Origin of the sequence: Streptomyces sp. ADI96-02 (genome assembly GCF_003846185.1) — a bacterium.
Lineage (GTDB): Bacteria > Actinomycetota > Actinomycetes > Streptomycetales > Streptomycetaceae > Streptomyces.
In genome coordinates this window covers 4,433,850-4,450,753 of sequence record NZ_ML123034.1, presented here as the reverse complement: position 1 = coordinate 4,450,753, position 16,904 = coordinate 4,433,850, and the positions used below count along the sequence as shown (strand labels likewise).

Here is a 16,904-nt window from a genome sequence, read left to right as displayed (position 1 = left end):
GACCGGCCGGGGCGACAAGACGACGCCCCGACCGGCCCACGGCACCCGCACGGCCGTACGGTGTTCATCATGGGGCGTCCGTATATCGGTGCGGCGTCGGTGGAGTTGCCTGCTTGTTAACCTCGCCGACCGCCGCGGTCCTGCCGAGTCATCGTGCTCCCCGAGCGACCGCTCCTCGGTTTCCGGCGCGGCTCCTCCGGCGGCTGTGTCTATCGCCGACCCGCCCCGGAGACGCGATTTCGCGGGCGGCTGCCATCGCGTTGCCGCCCTCACCGAACCTGTCGGCCGGCCAAAAATTGTCCCGATCTCTCGACGGCTGAAATTCAACGGCGAACCATCAGACGCGGAACGACCGTTTCAAGCCCCGCTCAAGAAACCCGTTGATCCACATTCGCAGATCCTGGAATACTCGGCGACGCACCGGGGCCAAAGCCCTCGGCGTGCAGGAGTTCCGGACCGCCCGAGCAGGGGATTGACCGGCCGAACTCCTGCTGCCTTTGCACCATTTGCGAGAGGTCGCGAGGAGAAATATGCGCATCTTCAAGAAGAACACCCTCACGAGCGCTGTCGGTCTGACGACCACGGCCGTCGCATCGCTCGTCCTCACGGCACCGGGGACGGCGCAGGCCGCGCCCGTCCCGGCTGCCTGGAGCGTCGACTGCGACAAGTGGACCGCCCCCAACGATCCTGGCGCCAACGACATGGTCGCCTCCATCTGGAGGTCGAACGACTCGACCAAGGCCGCTCGCGCTTCCTTCAAGGGCAGCAGCGAGAAACTGTCCATCAGCAACTGGTCCGGCGCCATGATGGGTTACCAGCTTCAGTGGACAACGGCGAACGGGTCGACGATCGAGAAGAACTGGGAGCTCGACCTCGGCTCCGGCAAGTCGGATGAGATCGACTTCAATATCCCCGACGGCCGTACGGTTTACTTGTCCGTCGGGACCCCCGGCGGAAGCACGGCCTACTGCACGGGCAAGGCCTGAGTTCCAGGCCTCACCGCTTCGATCGGTGCGAGATCGAATGCATAGCCACATTATGAAAGCCCCTTCCCCGTCGACACGATAACTCTCTTCAAGAGTTCCTTTCGGCCGGACAGAAGGATTTCCACAGAAGGAATTTCTCACATGAAGGAGATTCCGCTCTCGCCGCACACCCCCTTCATCGCGGCCAGTTGAAGGAACCGTGGACCGAGTCACGGGTTCGAGGGGTCGTCCCGGCCCGCGGAGGGCGGCCCGGGGGGACCGTCCTCCGGGGTGGACAGGGGGCCGGTGTCGGCCCGGCCCAGCGGCTCGGGCGGGGGCGGGGGGACGTCCTGGACCGGTCGGCCGCGGGTCGTCGTGCCCGGGGCCTCCACGTCCGGGCCCGGCGTCCGGCCCGGGGCCTCCCGTTCGCCCTCCGGCGGCACCACCCGCTTCTCCTCGGCGAAGTGGCACGCCGAGTCGTGCCGGGCCGGGGTGTCGACGAACCGGAACTCCGCCGGGACCGCCAGCAGCGGCACCTCCAGCGTGCACCGCTCCTGAGCCTTCCAGCACCGGGTGCGGAAGCGGCAGCCGGAGGGGATGTTGGCGGGCGAGGGCACGTCGCCGTGCAGGATGATCCGCTCCCGGTACGCGCGGGCCGTCGGGTCCGGCACGGGCACGGCCGAGAGCAGCGCCTGCGTGTACGGGTGCGTCGGGTGGTCGTAGATCTCCTCGTCGGTGCCGATCTCGACGATCCGGCCCAGGTACATGACGCCGACCCGGTCGGAGATGTGCCGGACGATCGAGAGGTCGTGGGCGATGAAGAGGAAGCTCAGGTCGAACTCCGCCTGGAGCCGTTCCAGCAGGTTGACCACCTGGGCCTGCACCGACACGTCGAGGGCGGAGACCGGCTCGTCGGCGACGATGATCTCGGGGTTGAGCGCGAGGCCGCGGGCGATGCCGATGCGCTGGCGCTGGCCGCCGGAGAACTGGTGCGGATAGCGGTTGATGTACTCCGGGTTGAGCCCCACGACGTCCAGCAGGTCCTGCACGCGCTGCCGCCTGCTGCCCTTCGGGGCGACCTCGGGGTGGATCTCGTACGGCTCTCCGATGATGTCGCCGACCGTCATGCGCGGGTTCAGTGAGGTGTAGGGGTCCTGGAAGACCATCTGGATGTTGCGCCGCACCGCCTTGAGCGCGCGTCCGGAGAGCTTGGCGATGTCCTCGCCCTTGTAGCGGATCACCCCGGCGGTGGGGCGCTCCAGGTGGACGAGCATCTTGGCGACGGTCGACTTGCCGCAGCCGGACTCGCCCACGATGCCGAGCGTCTCGCCCGCGTGCAGGTCGAAGTCGACGCCGTCGACGGCCTTGACCGCGCCGATCTGCCGCTTGAAGAGGATGCCCTGGGTGAGCGGGTAGTGCTTGGCGAGGTCCCGGACCTCCAGGATCGGTTCGCCGTCCCCACGCGGCGCGGCGCCCTTCGGGGCCCGGGAGACCATCGTGGAGCCGCCCGCCCCGGCCTCCGCGCCCGCCCCGGTCCCCGCCCCGGCCCCGGTCCCGTCGCTCCTCCCACCGTCAGCGTGCATCGAGCGTCTCCTTCCAGAAGTGGCAGGCGCTGCGGCGGTGCTCGTCGACCTCGTAGAGCGGCGGCACGTCCGTACGGCACACGTCCTGGGCCAGCGGGCAGCGCGGGTTGAACGCGCAGCCGGGCGGGATGTGGAGCAGGTTGGGCGGCAGGCCCTTGATCGCGTACAGGTCCCGGCCCTTCTGGTCCAGGCGCGGGATCGACTGGAGCAGGCCCTTGGTGTACGGGTGGGCCGGAGCCTTGTAGATGTCGTGGACGGGGGCGGTCTCGACGATCCGGCCGGCGTACATGACGGCGATCTTGTCCGCGACGTCGGCGACGACGCCGAGGTCGTGCGTGATGAGGATGAGCCCCATGTTGAACTCGCGCTGGAGCTCGGCGAGCAGGTCCATGACCTGGGCCTGGACGGTGACGTCGAGGGCGGTGGTCGGTTCGTCGGCGATGATCAGGGACGGTTCGAGGGCCATCGCCATGGCGATCATGATGCGCTGGCGCATGCCGCCGGAGAACTGGTGCGGGTAGTCGCCGACCCGCTCCTTGGCCGCGGGGATGCGGACGCGGTCCATCAGCTCGACCGCCTTGGCCCTGGCGTCCCCGCGGGACATGCCGCGGTGCACGACGAACATCTCGCCGAGCTGCTGGCCGACGGTGAGGACCGGGTTCAGCGAGGACAGCGCGTCCTGGAAGACCATGGCCATCTCCCGGCCGCGGATCTTGCGCCGCTCCTCGGGCTTGAGCTTCAGCAGGTCGCGGTCCTTGAAGCGGATCTCGCCGCCCGTGATCTTCCCGGGCGGCATGTCGAGGATGCCCATGACGGCCTGCGCGGTGACGGACTTGCCGGAGCCGGACTCCCCGAGCACGGCGAGCGTCTCGCCCTCCGCGACGGAGTAGTCGACCCCGTTGACGGCCTTGGCGACCCCTTCGCGGGTGTGGAACTCCACGTGCAGATCGCGGACTTCGAGCAGCATGGCAACGGGCTCCTCAGCGCAGCTTGGGGTCGAGGGCGTCGCGTACGGCGTCGCCGAGCATGATGAACGCGAGCACGGTGACCGCCAGCGCCCCGGCGGGCCAGAGCAGCATGTGCGGCGCGTTGCGGATGTAGTTGGACGCCGCGGAGATGTCGATGCCCCAGGAGACGGCGGGGTCCTTGAGGCCGACGCCGAGGTAGGAGAGGGTCGCCTCCAGCGAGATGTACGTGCCCAGCGCGATGGTCGCCACGACGATGACGGGCGCGATCGCGTTGGGCGTGATGTGGCGCAGCAGCATCCGGGAGTTGGAGGCGCCGAGCGCGCGGGCCGCCTGGACGTAGTCGTTCTGCTTGGCGGTCAGGACCGAGCCGCGGGCGATGCGGGCGATCTGCGGCCAGCCGAGCAGGACGATGAACCCGACGACCGGCCACACGGTGGAGCTGGTGACGACGGAGAGGAAGACCAGGCCGCCGAGGACCACCGGGATGCCGAAGAACACGTCGGTGAGGCGGGAGAGGACCGAGTCCCACCAGCCGCCGAAGAAGCCGGCCAGGCCGCCGAGCACGCTGCCGAGGATCGCGACGCCGAGGGTGGCGCAGACGCCGACGGTCACCGAGGTGCGGGCGCCGTAGACGACGCGGGTGTAGACGTCGCGCCCCTGCGGGTCGAATCCGAAGGGGTGGCCCGGTTCGGCGCCCTTCTGGGCGTCGTCCAGGTTGGCCTGGAGCGGGTCGCCGCTCGCGATCAGGGAGGGCCAGATGGAGATGACCACGAGGAAGAGGATGATCAGCGAGGAGATGATGAAGACGGGGTTGCGCCGCAGGTCGCGCCAGGCGTCGGACCAGAGGCTGCGGGGTTTTCCGGCGGGTCCGGTGCCGTCGGGGCCGCCCGGCGTCTTCTCCAGCGTCTCGCCCTCGTCCAGGGCGAGGTCCATGGTGCCGCCGGTCCCCGCCGGGGAGATCGCTCCGTCCGATGGCTGCGGCTCAGGCATAGCGGATCCTCGGGTCGAGTACGGCGTACAGGAGGTCGACGATCAGGTTGGCCGCCAGGAAGACGAGGACCAGGATGGTGACGAACCCGACGACCGTCTGGGAGTTCTGGCGCAGGATGCCCTGGTAGAGCTGGTAGCCGACGCCGTGGATGTTGAAGATCCGCTCGGTGACGATGGCTCCGCCCATCAGGGCGCCCACGTCGGTGCCGATGAAGGTGACGACCGGGATCAGGGAGTTGCGCAGCAGATGGCGTACGACGACCCGGCGGCGGGGCAGGCCCTTGGCGACGGCGGTGCGGACGTAGTCGGCGCGGGCGTTCTCGGCGATCGAGGTCCGGGTGAGCCGGGTGACGTAGGCGAGCGAGACCGAGGCGAGGACGAGGCCGGGGACGATCAGTTCGCCGAAGGTGGGGTCGGCGGAGACGGAGGGCTCGATGATGCCCCACTTGACGCCGAGCAGGAGCTGGAGCAGCAGGCCCGTGACGAACGTCGGGACGGAGATGACGACCAGGGTCAGGACGAGGACGGAGGTGTCGACGGGCCGGCCGCGCTTGAGGCCGGTGACGACTCCGAGGGTGATGCCGATGACGACCTCGAAGAGGATCGCGACGATGGTGAGCCGGATCGTGATGGGGAAGGCCGTGGCCATCAGCTCGGTGACCTTCTGCCCGTTGAAGGCCGTGCCGAAGTCGCCGGTGAAGACGTTGCCCATGTAGGTCAGGTACTGCTGCCAGACCGGCTTGTCGAGCCCGAACTCGGAGCGCAGCTGGGCGGCGGTGGCCGGGTCGCACTGCCGGTCGCCGCAGAGGCCCGCGACGGGGTCGCCCATCACGTTCACCATGAGGAAGATCAGCAGCGTGGTGCCGAAGAAGACCGGGATCATCTGCAGCAGCCGCCGGATCACATAACGTCCCATGCGGGGCTCCGGGGGTCGTGGCGGGCGGGCGGACGGCCGGCGAGGACGGGGCGGGCCCGGCGGCGGGCTGTGCGGGTGGCCGGGAGCCGCCCTGCGCGGGCGTCCCGGCCACCGGCCTCAGCGCCTCACTTGACCGTGATCTCTCCGTAGACCGGCACGCTGAAGGGGTTGAGCTCGACGTTCTCGATCCGGTCCGAGTAGCCGGCGCTGCCGTTCTGGTACCAGAGCGGGATCACCGGCATCTGCTGGACGAGGATGCGCTCCGCGTCCTGGAAGGTGCTGACGGCCGTCGCCTTGTCGCTCTCGGCGTTCGCCTTGTCGACCAGGTCGTCGAACTGCTGGTCGCTCCACTTGCCGTCGTTGGAGGGGGCGTTGGTGTAGTAGAGCGGCTGGAGGAAGTTCTGGATCAGCGGGTAGTCCATCTGCCAGCCCGCGCGCCAGGCGCTGGTCAGCTTCTGGCTGGAGACCTGGCTGCGGAAGTCGGCGAAGGTGCCGACGGGGCCCCCGATGCACGCCTCGTTGTCGCCCATGACGTTGTTGATGCTGTTGCAGACGGCGTCGACCCACTCCTTGTGGGAGCCGGTGTCCGCGTTGTACGAGATCTTCAGCTGGCCGCCCGGGATGCCGCCGCCGTCGTCGATCAGCTTCTTGGCCGCCGCCGCGTCGTACGTGCACTCCTTGCCGCAGAGCCCCGCCCTGAAGCCGCCGTCCTTGCCGAGCACCGGGGAGGTCCAGTCGGTGGCGGGGGTGCGGGTCTTCTGGAAGATCTGGTCGGTGATCTGCTGGCGGTTGATCGCCATCGACAGGCCCTGGCGGACCTTGCGGGCCCCGGCCGTGTTCCACCGCTTCTCGTAGAAGGGGAAGGCGATGGTCTGGATGATGCCGGCGGGGGTGTTGATGTAGCGGTTGCCGAGGTCCGCCTTGACGTTGCGGAGCTGGGAGGCGGGCACGTCGTCGACCAGGTCGAGGTTGCCCGAGGTCAGCGAGGTGTAGGCGGTGTTGTTGTCGGTGAAGACCTTGAGGTCGACGCCGCCGTTCTTCGCCTTGTCCGCGCCCGGGTAGCCGTCCCAGCGGCGCAGGCTCATCTGGGAGCCCTTGGCGTACGAGTCCACGGTGTACGGGCCGTTGCCGATGGGCTTGGACAGCCAGGCGTCGTGGTCGTCGTAGAAGGCTTTGGGCAGCGGTACGAAGGCGGCGTAGCCGAGGGTGTCCGGCCACAGCGAGAACTTCTGCGTCAGCCTGGCGGTGAAGGTCCGGCTGTTGACGACCTTGAGGCCGGAGAGGGTGTCGGCGGTGGCCTTTCCGGTCTCGGGGTGGACTTTGTCGTAGCCCTCGATGTACTGGAAGAAGTAGGCGTTCTTCTGGTTGTTCTTCAGGGCCGCGCCGTAGTTCCAGGCGTCGACGAAGGACTGGGCGGTGACCTTCTCGCCGTTGGAGAACGTCCAGCCGTCCTTCAGCGTGATGGTGAAGTTGCGGGAGTCCTTCGACTCGATGCTCTGGGCGATCATGTTCTGCGCCTCGCCGGTCTTCGGGTCGTACCGGATCAGGCCCCGGAAGACCATGTCGAGGACCTTGCCGCCCTGGACCTCGTTGGTGTTGGCCGGCTCCAGCGGGTTCTGCGGGTCGCCCCAGGAGGAGCTGACGATCCCGTCGGCCCCGCTGCCTCCGCTGCTGCCTCCGCCGCCACCGCAGGCCGTCGCCGCCAGGGCGACGGCCACCGCGCATGCGGTCCACCTGACCGGTGTGGCTCCGCGCATGGAGTGCCTCCTAGAGTCATCGAGTGCTCAATGCCTCATACCACCCCATATGCCGCATGGGCGCATGTTCACGTCGCCCGTCCGGGAACGCCGGACGCCCGGCCGGAAGAACCCGGCCGGGCGTCGGCGTACCGCTCACGGACCGACGACTCGGCCCGCGCTTCCTTCACTCGCCGGAGCCGGGCTCCTCCTCCAGCGCCACGAGCGCCGGGTCCATCACGACGTCCTCGCGGCGGCCGTCCGTGGTCGGCTCCTCGGGGAAGTGGCAGGCGGTGAGGTGACCGGGCTTGTTGCCGCCGATCTGGACGAGCGGCGGCTCCTCCGTCGCGCACTTCTCCTGCGCCTTCCAGCACCGCGTACGGAAGCGGCAGCCGGACGGCGGCATGATCGGCGAGGGGACGTCGCCCTCCAGCCGGATGCGGTCCTTGGTGTCGGTGTCGACGTTCGCCTCGGGCACGGCCGAGAGCAGGGCGTGCGTGTACGGGTGCCGGGGCCGGTTGTACAGGGAGTCGCGGTCGGCGACCTCCACCACCTTGCCCAGGTACATCACCGCGACGCGCTCCGAGAAGTGCCGGACGATCGCCAGGTCGTGCGCGATGAAGACGAAGGCGATGCCCATCTCCCGCTGCACCTTCTGCAGGAGGTTGACCACCTGGGCCTGGATCGACACGTCGAGGGCCGAGACCGGCTCGTCGGCGATGATCAGCTTCGGCTGGAGCGCGAGCGCGCGGGCGACGCCGATGCGCTGGCGCTGGCCGCCGGAGAACTCGTGCGGGAAGCGGTTGTAGTGCTCCGGGTTGAGACCCACCAGCTCCAGCAGCTCGCGCACCCGGGCCTCACGGCCCCCGGGCGGCTTGATCCCGTTGACCTCCATCGGGCTCTTGATGATGGTGCCGACGGTCTGCCGCGGGTTGAGCGAGGAGTACGGGTCCTGGAAGATCATCTGGATCTCGGACCGGATCGGGGCCAGCTCCTTGCGGCTGGCGTGCGTGATGTCCTTGCCGGAGTACGTGATCTTCCCGCCGGTGGGCTCCAGCAGCCGCGTCATCATGCGGCCGGTGGTCGACTTGCCGCAGCCGGACTCACCGACGAGGCCCAGGCTCTCGCCCTCGTACACCGTCAGGTCGATCCCGTCGACCGCCTTCACGGCGCCGACCTGGCGCTTGAAGGGGAACCCCCCGTAGATCGGGAAGTGCATGGCCATCTTCTCGACGGTGAGCAGCTCGCGCCGCCCGCCGGCCTCTTCCGTGGAACCCTGCTGTTCCGGCAGAGTGACGTTGTTACTCATGTCTCTGCGTCTCCCTAGCCGAGCCGAGGCTTGATCTGATCGATGAAGATGGACTGCTTCTCCCCCGGGGTGAGGTGGCACGCGGCGGCTCTGCCGTCGGCCAGCAGCGGCTTCTCGTCGCTGCACCGCGCGCCCTCGACCCGGTCGGTGAAGGTGCAGCGCGGGTGGAAGGCGCAGCCCGACGGCCGGTTCAGGAGGCTCGGCGGCGATCCGGGGATCGGCACGAGCTCCTCGCTGATGTCGCCGCCCAGGCGCGGCATCGAGCTGAGCAGGCCCCAGGTGTAGGGGTGCTGGGGCGCCTTGAGGACTTCGCGGACGCTCCCGCGCTCCACGGCCCGTCCGGCGTACATGACCAGCAGGTCGTCCGCCATGTTGGCGATGACCCCGAGGTCGTGCGTGATGAAGATGATCGCGGAGCCGAACTCCTGCTGGAGGTCCTTGAGCAGGTCCAGGATCTGGGCCTGCACGGTGACGTCCAGCGCGGTGGTCGGCTCGTCGGCGATCAGGAGGTCGGGGTCGCACATCAGCGCCATGGCGATCATCGCGCGCTGGCGCATACCGCCCGAGAACTGGTGCGGGTAGTCGTCGAAGCGCGTGGCGGGCTGCGGGATGCCGACCTTGGTCAGCATCTCGATGGCGCGCGCCTTCGCCTCCTTCTTGGAGGCGCCGGTGTGCTTGCGGAACGGCTCGGCGAGCTGGCGGCCCACGGTGTAGTACGGCGAGAGCGCGGTGAGCGGGTCCTGGAAGATCATCGCGACCTTGTTGCCGCGAAGCCGTTCCATCTCCTTCTCGGAGGAAGCCAGGAGGTTCTTGCCCTCCAGCAGGATCTCCCCCTCGACCTGCGAGCTCTGTGGGTTGTGCAGGCCCAGCACGGCGAGGTTGGTCACGGACTTGCCGGATCCCGACTCTCCGACGATCCCGAGCGTCTTGCCTCGTTCGACGTCGAAGGAGAGTCCGTCGACCGCCTTGACGATGCCGTCCTCGGTGGAGAACCGCACCCGCAGGTCGCGTACCGAGAGGAAGCCGTCGGGCCCGGTCGGGGCCGGCTTGTCCTCGGTCTTGGTGAGTGTGGTCACGGTCGTTCTCCTAGGCGAGGCGCACGCGCGGGTCGATGTAGGCGTAGGCGAGGTCCACGACGATGTTCAGGAGCAGGATGAAGAAGGCTCCGAACAGCATCACGCCCATGGTCAGGGGGAGGTCCTTGGTCAGCGAGGAATCCACCGCCAGGCGTCCGATGCCCGCCAGGTCGAAGGTGAACTCGGTGACCACGCCGCCTGCGAGGAGTCCGCTGAGGTCCATGCCGAGGATGGTGACGATGGGCGCGAGCGAGCCGCGCCAGGCGTAGCGGAAGAAGACGTACTTGGCCGGCATGCCCTTGGCGCGCGCGGTGCGGACGTGCTCCTCCTGGAGCTGCTCGATCATCGTGGAGCGCGCCATACGGGTGTACTGCGCCGTGAAGATGGTCGCCATGACGGCCCACGGGATCAGCAGGCCGACGGCCCACTTGACCGGGTCCTCGGTGAACGGGACGTACGAGGGGTTCTCCATCCAGCCGGTGCTGTAGACGAAGATGCCGAGGACGACCGGACCGAGGAAGTAGATCTGGAAGGAGCTGAGCAGCATCGACGCGCCGCTGACGGCCTTGTCGACCGCGGTGCCGCGCTTCCAGGCGGCGAGCAGGCCGGAACCGAGACCGAGGATCAGGAAGATGATCAGGCCGCCGATGGTGAGCGACAGGGTCAGCGGGAACCGGTCCATGATCGAGTCCCACACGAAGTCACCGGTCTTGAAGGACTGCCCCAGGCACGGTGCGGAGCAGTGCCCCACCGCGAAGTCCCGGCCGACGAAGATGCCGGACATGAAGTCCCAGAACTGGGCGGTGATCGGCTTGTCGAGGCCGAGGTTCTCGCGGATGACCGCAATGTTCTCCGGCGAGCAGTTCTTGCCGCAGGAGAGCTGGGCGAAGTCCTGAGGGATTGTGTAGAACAGGAAGAACGTGAAGGCGCCGATCAGGAACATGATGACGGCTGCGCCGGTCAACCTGCGGATGAGGAACTGAAGCATCGCGGGAGGCTGCTCTCTTCGGAAGCGGCGGGTAGTGAGGGGTGGAAGTCCACGGGGGCGCGCTCCGCCTGGCGCGCGCCCCCGTGGATCAGGCCTGGTTCCTGGTTACGGCTTCTTCAGGTACAGGTCGTTGATGTTGATGTAGCTGGAGTTGGTGCTGTACCGGGCACCGCCGATGTTCGAACCGAAGAGCTGGATCTGCTTCGAGTAGTACATCGGGGCGGCGGGGTTGATCTCCTCGACGATGCGGTGGTGAGCCTCTTCCCACGTCTTCGCCGCGGCCTCGGGCTCCTGCGTCAGGGCCTTCTGGATGAGCTCGTTGACCTTGGCGTCGTTGATGTGCGAGTAGTTCGACGCACCGTCGGCGACGAGCGAACCGTCGTAGACCGGCGTGATGACGGTCGACGGGGAGGACCAGTCCTGGCCCCAGCCGGTGGCGTAGATGTCGAACTGGTTGTCGACCTTGCCGATCTGCTCGTAGAAGGTCGCGGAGTCGATCTCCTTGGCCTGGACGTCGAAGCCGATCTTGGCCAGCGCGTCCTTGATGATGACCTGCTGCTTCTGCGAACGCGGGGTGTTGGAGTAGGCGTAGCTGAGCTTGGTGCCCTCCTTGATGCCCGCCTCCTTGATGAGCTGCTTGGCCTTGGCCAGGTCGCCGTTGGGCTTCTTCTGCTTGCCGAACGGGTCGTAGTTCGGGTCGTAGCCCGGGAGCGTCGGGGCCATCAGACCGCCGGCGAGCTCACCGCCGTACTTGCCGCCGTCGGCCTGGATGATGCTCTGGTTCGGCAGCGCGTACGTGATGGCGTCGCGGACGCGCTTGTCCTTGACCCGGTCCAGGTTGAAGGAGAGCTGCCACACGTAGGGCTGGTAGCCCTTGATCGTCCGCTTGTTGACGGCGGGGTTGGTGACGACGTCCTGGATCTGGCCCGGGTCGACCGAGGTCGTGAACTGGATGGCGTTCTTGGCCTCGCCCTGGTCGGCGATCAGACGCTTGGTCTGGCTGGACTGCTCGATCGTCGTGGTGAAGTCGTAGCCGTCCACGTACTGGTGGCGCACGGCGTCCGTCTTCGGGTCCCAGTTGGTGTTCTTCACCAGCTTCATGGACTTGCCGGCCTTGTACTCGACCAGCTTGTACGGACCGAGGGCCTTGGGGGCCTTGTCGTAGTTCTCCTTCGTGTCCTGCTTCTCGGGCACGATGGCGTAGCCGGCCATGGCGAGGGCCTGCGGGAGGTCCGGCTGCGGCTTCTGGAACTTGAAGACGACCGTCTTCTCGTCCGGGGTCTCCAGGACGGTGTCCGGCAGGTGCTTGCCCTTGTACGGGCCGTCCGGCAGCGCCTTGCGGTAGTCCGAACCGGAGAGCCAGGTCTGGATGAACGACGGGCCGTCGAAGATGACCTTCGAGTACAGGCGCTCGATGGAGTGGCGGACGTCGGCGGACGTGATGACGTTGCCGTCCTCGTCCTTGATGCCGTCCTTGAGGGTGTACGTCCAGGTCTTGCCGCCGTCGGTGGACTTGCCGGAGTCGGTGGCTATGTCACCGACGACCGTCAGGTTGCCCTTGGCGTCCTCCTGGTAGTTCGTCAGCTTGCGGTGGATCAGGTTCGCGAACTGGCCGGCGTCGCTGACGTAGATCTGGCCCGGGTCGAGGTGGGTCAGGTCCGACTGGAGGTAGACGTTGATGTTGCCGCCGGGGGTGGCGCCGGCCACGTCCTTGGCAGGTCCGGTCGAGCCGGCAGCGTCGGCGTACTCGACGGGCTTCGACTGCTGGGCGGCGTCGTCCTTGGACTTGGACTCGTCCTTGGTGCTGCCGCCGGTGTTGGAGGAGCAGCCGGTGAGCGCCAGCGAGCCGGCCGCGATGGCGACGACGACCGCGCGTGCGGAGCGCGTTCTGATGGACTTCATGAGACTCGTGTACCTGCCTGTCGGTTGATATCCAGAAGTGCTGCCTGACCAGCCGGTTGCCCGGCGCGGGGGCGGCAGCCGTCCCCGCACGTGGACGTCATCGTCCGGTCTTGGGGTCGAACGCGTCGCGGACCGAGTCACCGAGAAGGTTGAAGGCCAGGACGAAGATCACCAGGGCGACGCCGGTGAAGAGCATGAAGGACGGGTTCTGCTCGTAGTTCTTGGCGCCGATGGCGAACATCCGGCCCCAGTCCGGGGTCGGCTCGACGAAGCCGACTCCGACGAACGAGAGGAAGGCGATGGAGAGGATGGCGCTGGGCAGCATGTAGGTGCCCTGCACCAGGATCGGCGTGACGATGTTCGGCAGGATCTCCTTGCGGACGATCCGCCAGCGCGACGCGCCGGAGACCTTGGCCGCCTCCACGAACTCCCGCTCGCGCAGGGAGAGTACGGAGCTTCGCACCAGACGCGCCATACCCATCCAGCCGAGGACCCACATCACCAGGATGATCGCGACGACACGGAGGTAGGTGGGCGTCTCGTCCGTGGGCGAGACGAACATCGCCGTGACGACGGGCATGAACGCGATGAAGAACAGCTGGCTCGGGAAGGCGAGGAAGAAGTCCGTGATCCGGCCGAGCCAGTAGTCGACCTTACCGCCGAAGTAGCCGCTGACCATGCCGATGATGACCCCGGTGCCCACGCTCAGCAGCGTCAGAGCGACCGCCATGTAGAGCGAGGTGCGAATCCCGTACAGGAGCATGGTGAACACGTCCCGGCCCAGGTAGGGCTCGACACCGAACCAGAAATCGCCGGAGACCCCGCCGAAGGCGCCGGTCGGCATGGCGAAGTCGTTCAACAGGAAGGGGTAGTCCGGCTCCTGCGCGTACAGCGTGTACGGGTCCTTGCCGTACAGCGCCGAGATCACGGGCGCGAGCAGGGCGATGACGAAGTACAGGATCACCACGACCGCGGAGATCATGCCGGTGCGGTCGCGCCTGAAGCGCATCCACATCAGCTGACCCGGGGAGCGGCCGATCGGAGTCTCAGCGTCCGCGGCGGTGGTCTTCGCCGCGGGGTTCTTGTCCAAGGCGACAGAGGCCGTGGCGTCCTCGGCCTCAATTGGACTGGTCATGATGTGTCCATTCACAGATGTCGGGTACCGGCGCTCCCAGCAGGCCGCGACGGTTGAGTCAATGCACTCGGTGCGTCGTGCCTGATGCGCGGCGGTCCCCCGATGCCACACGTCACCCAGGGGTGACAGCCATGGCATGGTCGCCGTCCGACGGAGATCACCTCGGAGCGGTACGACCGGCAGGAGCGCCGACAGGAGTGGGTTTCACCCCCGGGAACGCGAGTTGAGCGGTTTGGACGGGCCGAGACTCGTCAGAGGTCGCTGACGGCGGGGCCGGACGGTGCTCGATGAACGAAACCGGCCTGGCGCTTCGTCCAGGACGTCGCGCCCCCACAGGTGCTCAGGGCACCGCACATGGGTTCCTCCTCGTGAGTCCACGTAAACAGTTCTGGCACCTGTCGTCCGTCGACACCCCTGCAGACGGAGAGAGCGGTACCCCGTGCGCTCGTGAGTCGGCACTCCCCACAGTGCGTGACTCATTGACCCGAGCTCAATGGAGCCAACTATTAAGTACGACAGGGCCGTAAACCACACTCAAAGGGTCTCGGTTTGACAACATCAATCCTGCGCGTAGACCCGATATACGGACAAAGCGATACCAGACAGACACCCCTGAAACGGACCGTTAACACATGTTCCGGAGAGCCGTGCCCGATAATCGGACGCATCGCCGTCGAAATCAGGTTGCGCGCAGACCGCTCCCGCGTCGACTCTCTCCCCCGAGGTGCGCGACGGCGACCGCCCGACGATCGGGCTCGCGCCGGGGCCGGGCCGGCGGTGAGCGTGTCCCCCGGTCCGCCGCCCCGAGTATCCCCCCTCCGACTCCTTCGCGGGAGCGAACCCGACTGCCGCGCGACGCCCTTTCGCGCACCCGCGACGCGGCGCGGCCGCACAGCCCCTACCACTCAATTGCCATCTCTTGCCAGCCATTTGAGAAATCCTTGACGTTCCGTCAAGGCCGACGCGGGCGCGGGCCCGGCCGGACCATACGGAATCCGCCGTTCCCCATCGCACAGAACGCAGCATCCTCGCGTCGCCTGGCCCTCGCGACAGCGAGGAACGAAAGAGGTCCGGCCCCCTCCGTGCTGCCGGTGGAGGGGGCCGGACCGAGGTCCGCCGGGCGCCCCGCGAGGCGCCCGCGCGGATCAGCCGTGCTTGGCGCGGGAGGCGGCGCGACCGCGCTCCTTCTGGTCGAGGACGACCTTGCGGATGCGCACGGTCTCCGGGGTCACCTCGATGCACTCGTCCTCGCGGCAGAACTCCAGGGACTGCTCCAGCGACAGCTTGCGGGCCGGGACCACGTTCTCGGTGGTGTCCGCGGAGGCCGCGCGCATGTTGGTGAGCTTCTTCTCCTTGGTGATGTTGACGTCCATGTCGTCGGCGCGCGAGTTCTCGCCGACGATCATGCCCTCGTAGACCTCGGTGCCGGCCTCGGTGAAGATGACGCCGCGCTCCTGGAGGTTGACCATGGCGAACGGCGTGACCGAACCCGAACGGTCGGCCACCAGCGAGCCGTTGTGACGGGTGCGCAGGTCGCCGAACCACGGCTCGTGGCCCTCGAAGATGGAGTGCGCGATGCCGGTGCCGCGGGTCTGCGTCAGGAACTCCGTACGGAAGCCGATGAGGCCGCGGGAAGGAACGATCCACTCCATGCGGACCCAGCCCGAACCGTGGTTCGTCATGGTCTCCATACGGCCCTTGCGGGTCGCCATCAGCTGCGTGATCGCGCCGAGGTGCTCCTCGGGGGAGTCGATCGTCATGCGCTCGATCGGCTCGTGGGTCTTGCCGTCGATCTGCTTGGTGACGACCTCGGGCTTGCCGACGGTCAGCTCGAAGCCCTCGCGGCGCATCTGCTCGACCAGGATCGCCAGCGCCAGCTCGCCGCGGCCCTGGACCTCCCAGGCGTCGGGGCGCTCGGTGTCCAGGACGCGGAGCGAGACGTTGCCGATGAGCTCACGGTCCAGACGGTCCTTCACCTGGCGGGCGGTGACCTTGTGGCCCTTGCCGCCCTTGCCGACGAGCGGCGAGGTGTTGGTGCCGATGGTCATCGAGATGGCGGGCTCGTCGACCGTGATCAGCGGGAGCGCGATCGGGTTCTCGGGGTCGGCCAGGGTCTCGCCGATCATGATGTCCGGGAATCCGGCGACCGCGCAGATGTCGCCCGGACCGGCCTTCTCGGCCGGCTTGCGGGTGAGCGCCTCGGTCATCATCAGCTCGGTGACGCGGACGTTGGACATCGTGCCGTCGCGCTTGATCCAGGTGACCGTCTGGCCCTTGCGCAGCTCGCCCTGCTCGACGCGGCAGAGCGCGATGCGGCCGAGGAAGTTGTCGGCGTCCAGGTTGGTGACGTGGGCCTGGAGCGGCGCGGACTCGTCGTACTCCGGGGCCGGGACGTGCGACAGGATCGTGTTGAAGAACGGCTCCAGGTTCTCGCTGTCCTGCGGGACGGTGCCGTCCTCGGGCTTGGTCAGCGAGGCGACGCCGTCACGGGCGCAGGCGTAGACGATCGGGAACTCGATCTGGTCCTCGTCCGCGTCCAGGTCCAGGAACAGGTCGTACGTCTCGTCGACGACCTCGGCGATCCGGGAGTCCGGGCGGTCGGTCTTGTTGATGCACAGGATGACCGGCATCCGCGCGGACAGCGCCTTGCGCAGCACGAAGCGGGTCTGGGGCAGCGGACCCTCGGAGGCGTCGACGAGCAGGACGACCGCGTCCACCATCGACAGGCCGCGCTCGACCTCGCCGCCGAAGTCGGCGTGGCCGGGGGTGTCGATGATGTTGATCGTGATCGGGTCCCCGCCGTCCTTGGGGTGATACTTCACCGCCGTGTTCTTGGCGAGGATCGTGATGCCCTTCTCACGCTCCAGGTCGTTCGAGTCCATCATGCGATCGTCGAGGTGCTCGGCGGCGTGGGCGGCGAACGCTCCGGCCTGCTTGAGCATGGCGTCGACCAGCGTGGTCTTGCCGTGGTCGACGTGGGCGACGATGGCTACGTTACGGATGTCGTGGCGCGTGGGCATGGGTGGCTTGCGCTTCTCTCGGATCGTGGGATCAGGCGTCTCAGTCGGTCTTCGAGTCCTCGTACGCCCGCCGGGCGGCACGCCACGGCTCGTCCCATGGTACGGGCCTTGCGCGTGCCGGGCTTCCCCGGCCGATCCGGGGGATCGGTGTTCGCCTGTGATTCACGCGATATTCAGGGGGTTCCGGGGCCTTCGCGACCGGCGCCCGGCAGCCGATCGCAATCGATCCGCTCCGCTCCCGGCACGGTCGGGGCCGGGAGACGACCGGGGCGTCCGCGGCTCGCGGAGGGCCGTGGGGTGGGGGGCCGTGGGGTGG

At 67.9% G+C, this 16,904-nt stretch carries 12 protein-coding genes; 1 reads left to right on the top strand and 11 read right to left on the bottom strand.

Features of this window, described 5'->3' with window-relative positions:
• Positions 1–530: 530 nt before the first annotated feature.
• Complete coding sequence (locus EES43_RS19740) at positions 531–986, top strand: hypothetical protein (RefSeq protein WP_124269927.1); 456 nt, start codon at positions 531–533, stop codon at positions 984–986.
• Between the two features lie 209 nt (positions 987–1,195).
• On the opposite strand, the gene EES43_RS19735 is transcribed toward EES43_RS19740, so the two are convergent.
• From EES43_RS19735 to typA, 11 genes are all read right to left on the bottom strand, one after another.
• Positions 1,196–2,548 (bottom strand): ABC transporter ATP-binding protein, encoded by a 1,353-nt coding sequence (locus tag EES43_RS19735; protein ID WP_241192480.1) that lies wholly within the window; start codon positions 2,546–2,548, stop codon positions 1,196–1,198.
• Positions 2,538–3,515 carry an ABC transporter ATP-binding protein gene (locus tag EES43_RS19730; protein ID WP_124269926.1) on the bottom strand — a complete coding sequence of 326 codons (978 nt, stop codon included), beginning with the start codon at positions 3,513–3,515 and terminating at the stop codon, positions 2,538–2,540. Before EES43_RS19730 ends, EES43_RS19735 begins: the two co-directional genes overlap by 11 nt.
• A 13-nt stretch (positions 3,516–3,528) precedes the next feature.
• Positions 3,529–4,506, bottom strand: a complete 978-nt coding sequence (locus EES43_RS19725) for an ABC transporter permease (protein WP_124269925.1) — start codon at positions 4,504–4,506, stop codon at positions 3,529–3,531.
• Positions 4,499–5,422 carry an ABC transporter permease gene (locus EES43_RS19720; RefSeq protein WP_124269924.1) on the bottom strand — a complete coding sequence of 308 codons (924 nt, stop codon included), beginning with the start codon at positions 5,420–5,422 and terminating at the stop codon, positions 4,499–4,501. Before EES43_RS19720 ends, EES43_RS19725 begins: the two co-directional genes overlap by 8 nt.
• A gap of 125 nt (positions 5,423–5,547) precedes the next feature.
• Positions 5,548–7,179 (bottom strand): peptide ABC transporter substrate-binding protein, encoded by a 1,632-nt coding sequence (locus EES43_RS19715; protein WP_124269923.1) that lies wholly within the window; start codon positions 7,177–7,179, stop codon positions 5,548–5,550.
• A gap of 166 nt (positions 7,180–7,345) precedes the next feature.
• Positions 7,346–8,467: an ABC transporter ATP-binding protein gene (locus tag EES43_RS19710; protein WP_124269922.1), complete on the bottom strand. Its 1,122-nt coding sequence runs from the start codon at positions 8,465–8,467 to the stop codon at positions 7,346–7,348.
• Between the two features lie 14 nt (positions 8,468–8,481).
• Positions 8,482–9,543, bottom strand: a complete 1,062-nt coding sequence (locus EES43_RS19705) for an ABC transporter ATP-binding protein (protein WP_124269921.1) — start codon at positions 9,541–9,543, stop codon at positions 8,482–8,484.
• Positions 9,544–9,553: 10 nt separating this feature from the next.
• The gene (locus EES43_RS19700) at positions 9,554–10,531 is read right to left on the bottom strand and encodes an ABC transporter permease (RefSeq protein ID WP_124269920.1); all 978 of its coding nucleotides are present in this window, start codon (positions 10,529–10,531) and stop codon (positions 9,554–9,556) included.
• A gap of 105 nt (positions 10,532–10,636) precedes the next feature.
• Positions 10,637–12,433, bottom strand: a complete 1,797-nt coding sequence (locus EES43_RS19695; protein WP_124269919.1) for an ABC transporter substrate-binding protein — start codon at positions 12,431–12,433, stop codon at positions 10,637–10,639.
• A gap of 97 nt (positions 12,434–12,530) precedes the next feature.
• The gene (locus EES43_RS19690) at positions 12,531–13,568 is read right to left on the bottom strand and encodes an ABC transporter permease (RefSeq protein ID WP_124269918.1); all 1,038 of its coding nucleotides are present in this window, start codon (positions 13,566–13,568) and stop codon (positions 12,531–12,533) included.
• Positions 13,569–14,713: 1,145 nt separating this feature from the next.
• Positions 14,714–16,588: a translational GTPase TypA gene (gene typA, locus EES43_RS19685; protein WP_124269917.1), complete on the bottom strand. Its 1,875-nt coding sequence runs from the start codon at positions 16,586–16,588 to the stop codon at positions 14,714–14,716.
• Positions 16,589–16,904: the final 316 nt, after the last annotated feature.

What these genes read in the sequence shown, in the direction of transcription:
- EES43_RS19740 (WP_124269927.1), top strand. Translation starts at nt 531, where the DNA reads ATGCGCATCTTCAAGAAGAACACCCTCACGAGCGCTGTCGGTCTGACG.
- EES43_RS19735 (WP_241192480.1), bottom strand. Translation starts at nt 2,548, where the DNA reads ATGCACGCTGACGGTGGGAGGAGCGACGGGACCGGGGCCGGGGCGGGG.
- EES43_RS19730 (WP_124269926.1), bottom strand. Translation starts at nt 3,515, where the DNA reads ATGCTGCTCGAAGTCCGCGATCTGCACGTGGAGTTCCACACCCGCGAA.
- EES43_RS19725 (WP_124269925.1), bottom strand. Translation starts at nt 4,506, where the DNA reads ATGCCTGAGCCGCAGCCATCGGACGGAGCGATCTCCCCGGCGGGGACC.
- EES43_RS19720 (WP_124269924.1), bottom strand. Translation starts at nt 5,422, where the DNA reads ATGGGACGTTATGTGATCCGGCGGCTGCTGCAGATGATCCCGGTCTTC.
- EES43_RS19715 (WP_124269923.1), bottom strand. Translation starts at nt 7,179, where the DNA reads ATGCGCGGAGCCACACCGGTCAGGTGGACCGCATGCGCGGTGGCCGTC.
- EES43_RS19710 (WP_124269922.1), bottom strand. Translation starts at nt 8,467, where the DNA reads ATGAGTAACAACGTCACTCTGCCGGAACAGCAGGGTTCCACGGAAGAG.
- EES43_RS19700 (WP_124269920.1), bottom strand. Translation starts at nt 10,531, where the DNA reads ATGCTTCAGTTCCTCATCCGCAGGTTGACCGGCGCAGCCGTCATCATG.
- EES43_RS19695 (WP_124269919.1), bottom strand. Translation starts at nt 12,433, where the DNA reads ATGAAGTCCATCAGAACGCGCTCCGCACGCGCGGTCGTCGTCGCCATC.
- EES43_RS19690 (WP_124269918.1), bottom strand. Translation starts at nt 13,568, where the DNA reads ATGACCAGTCCAATTGAGGCCGAGGACGCCACGGCCTCTGTCGCCTTG.
- typA (WP_124269917.1), bottom strand. Translation starts at nt 16,588, where the DNA reads ATGCCCACGCGCCACGACATCCGTAACGTAGCCATCGTCGCCCACGTC.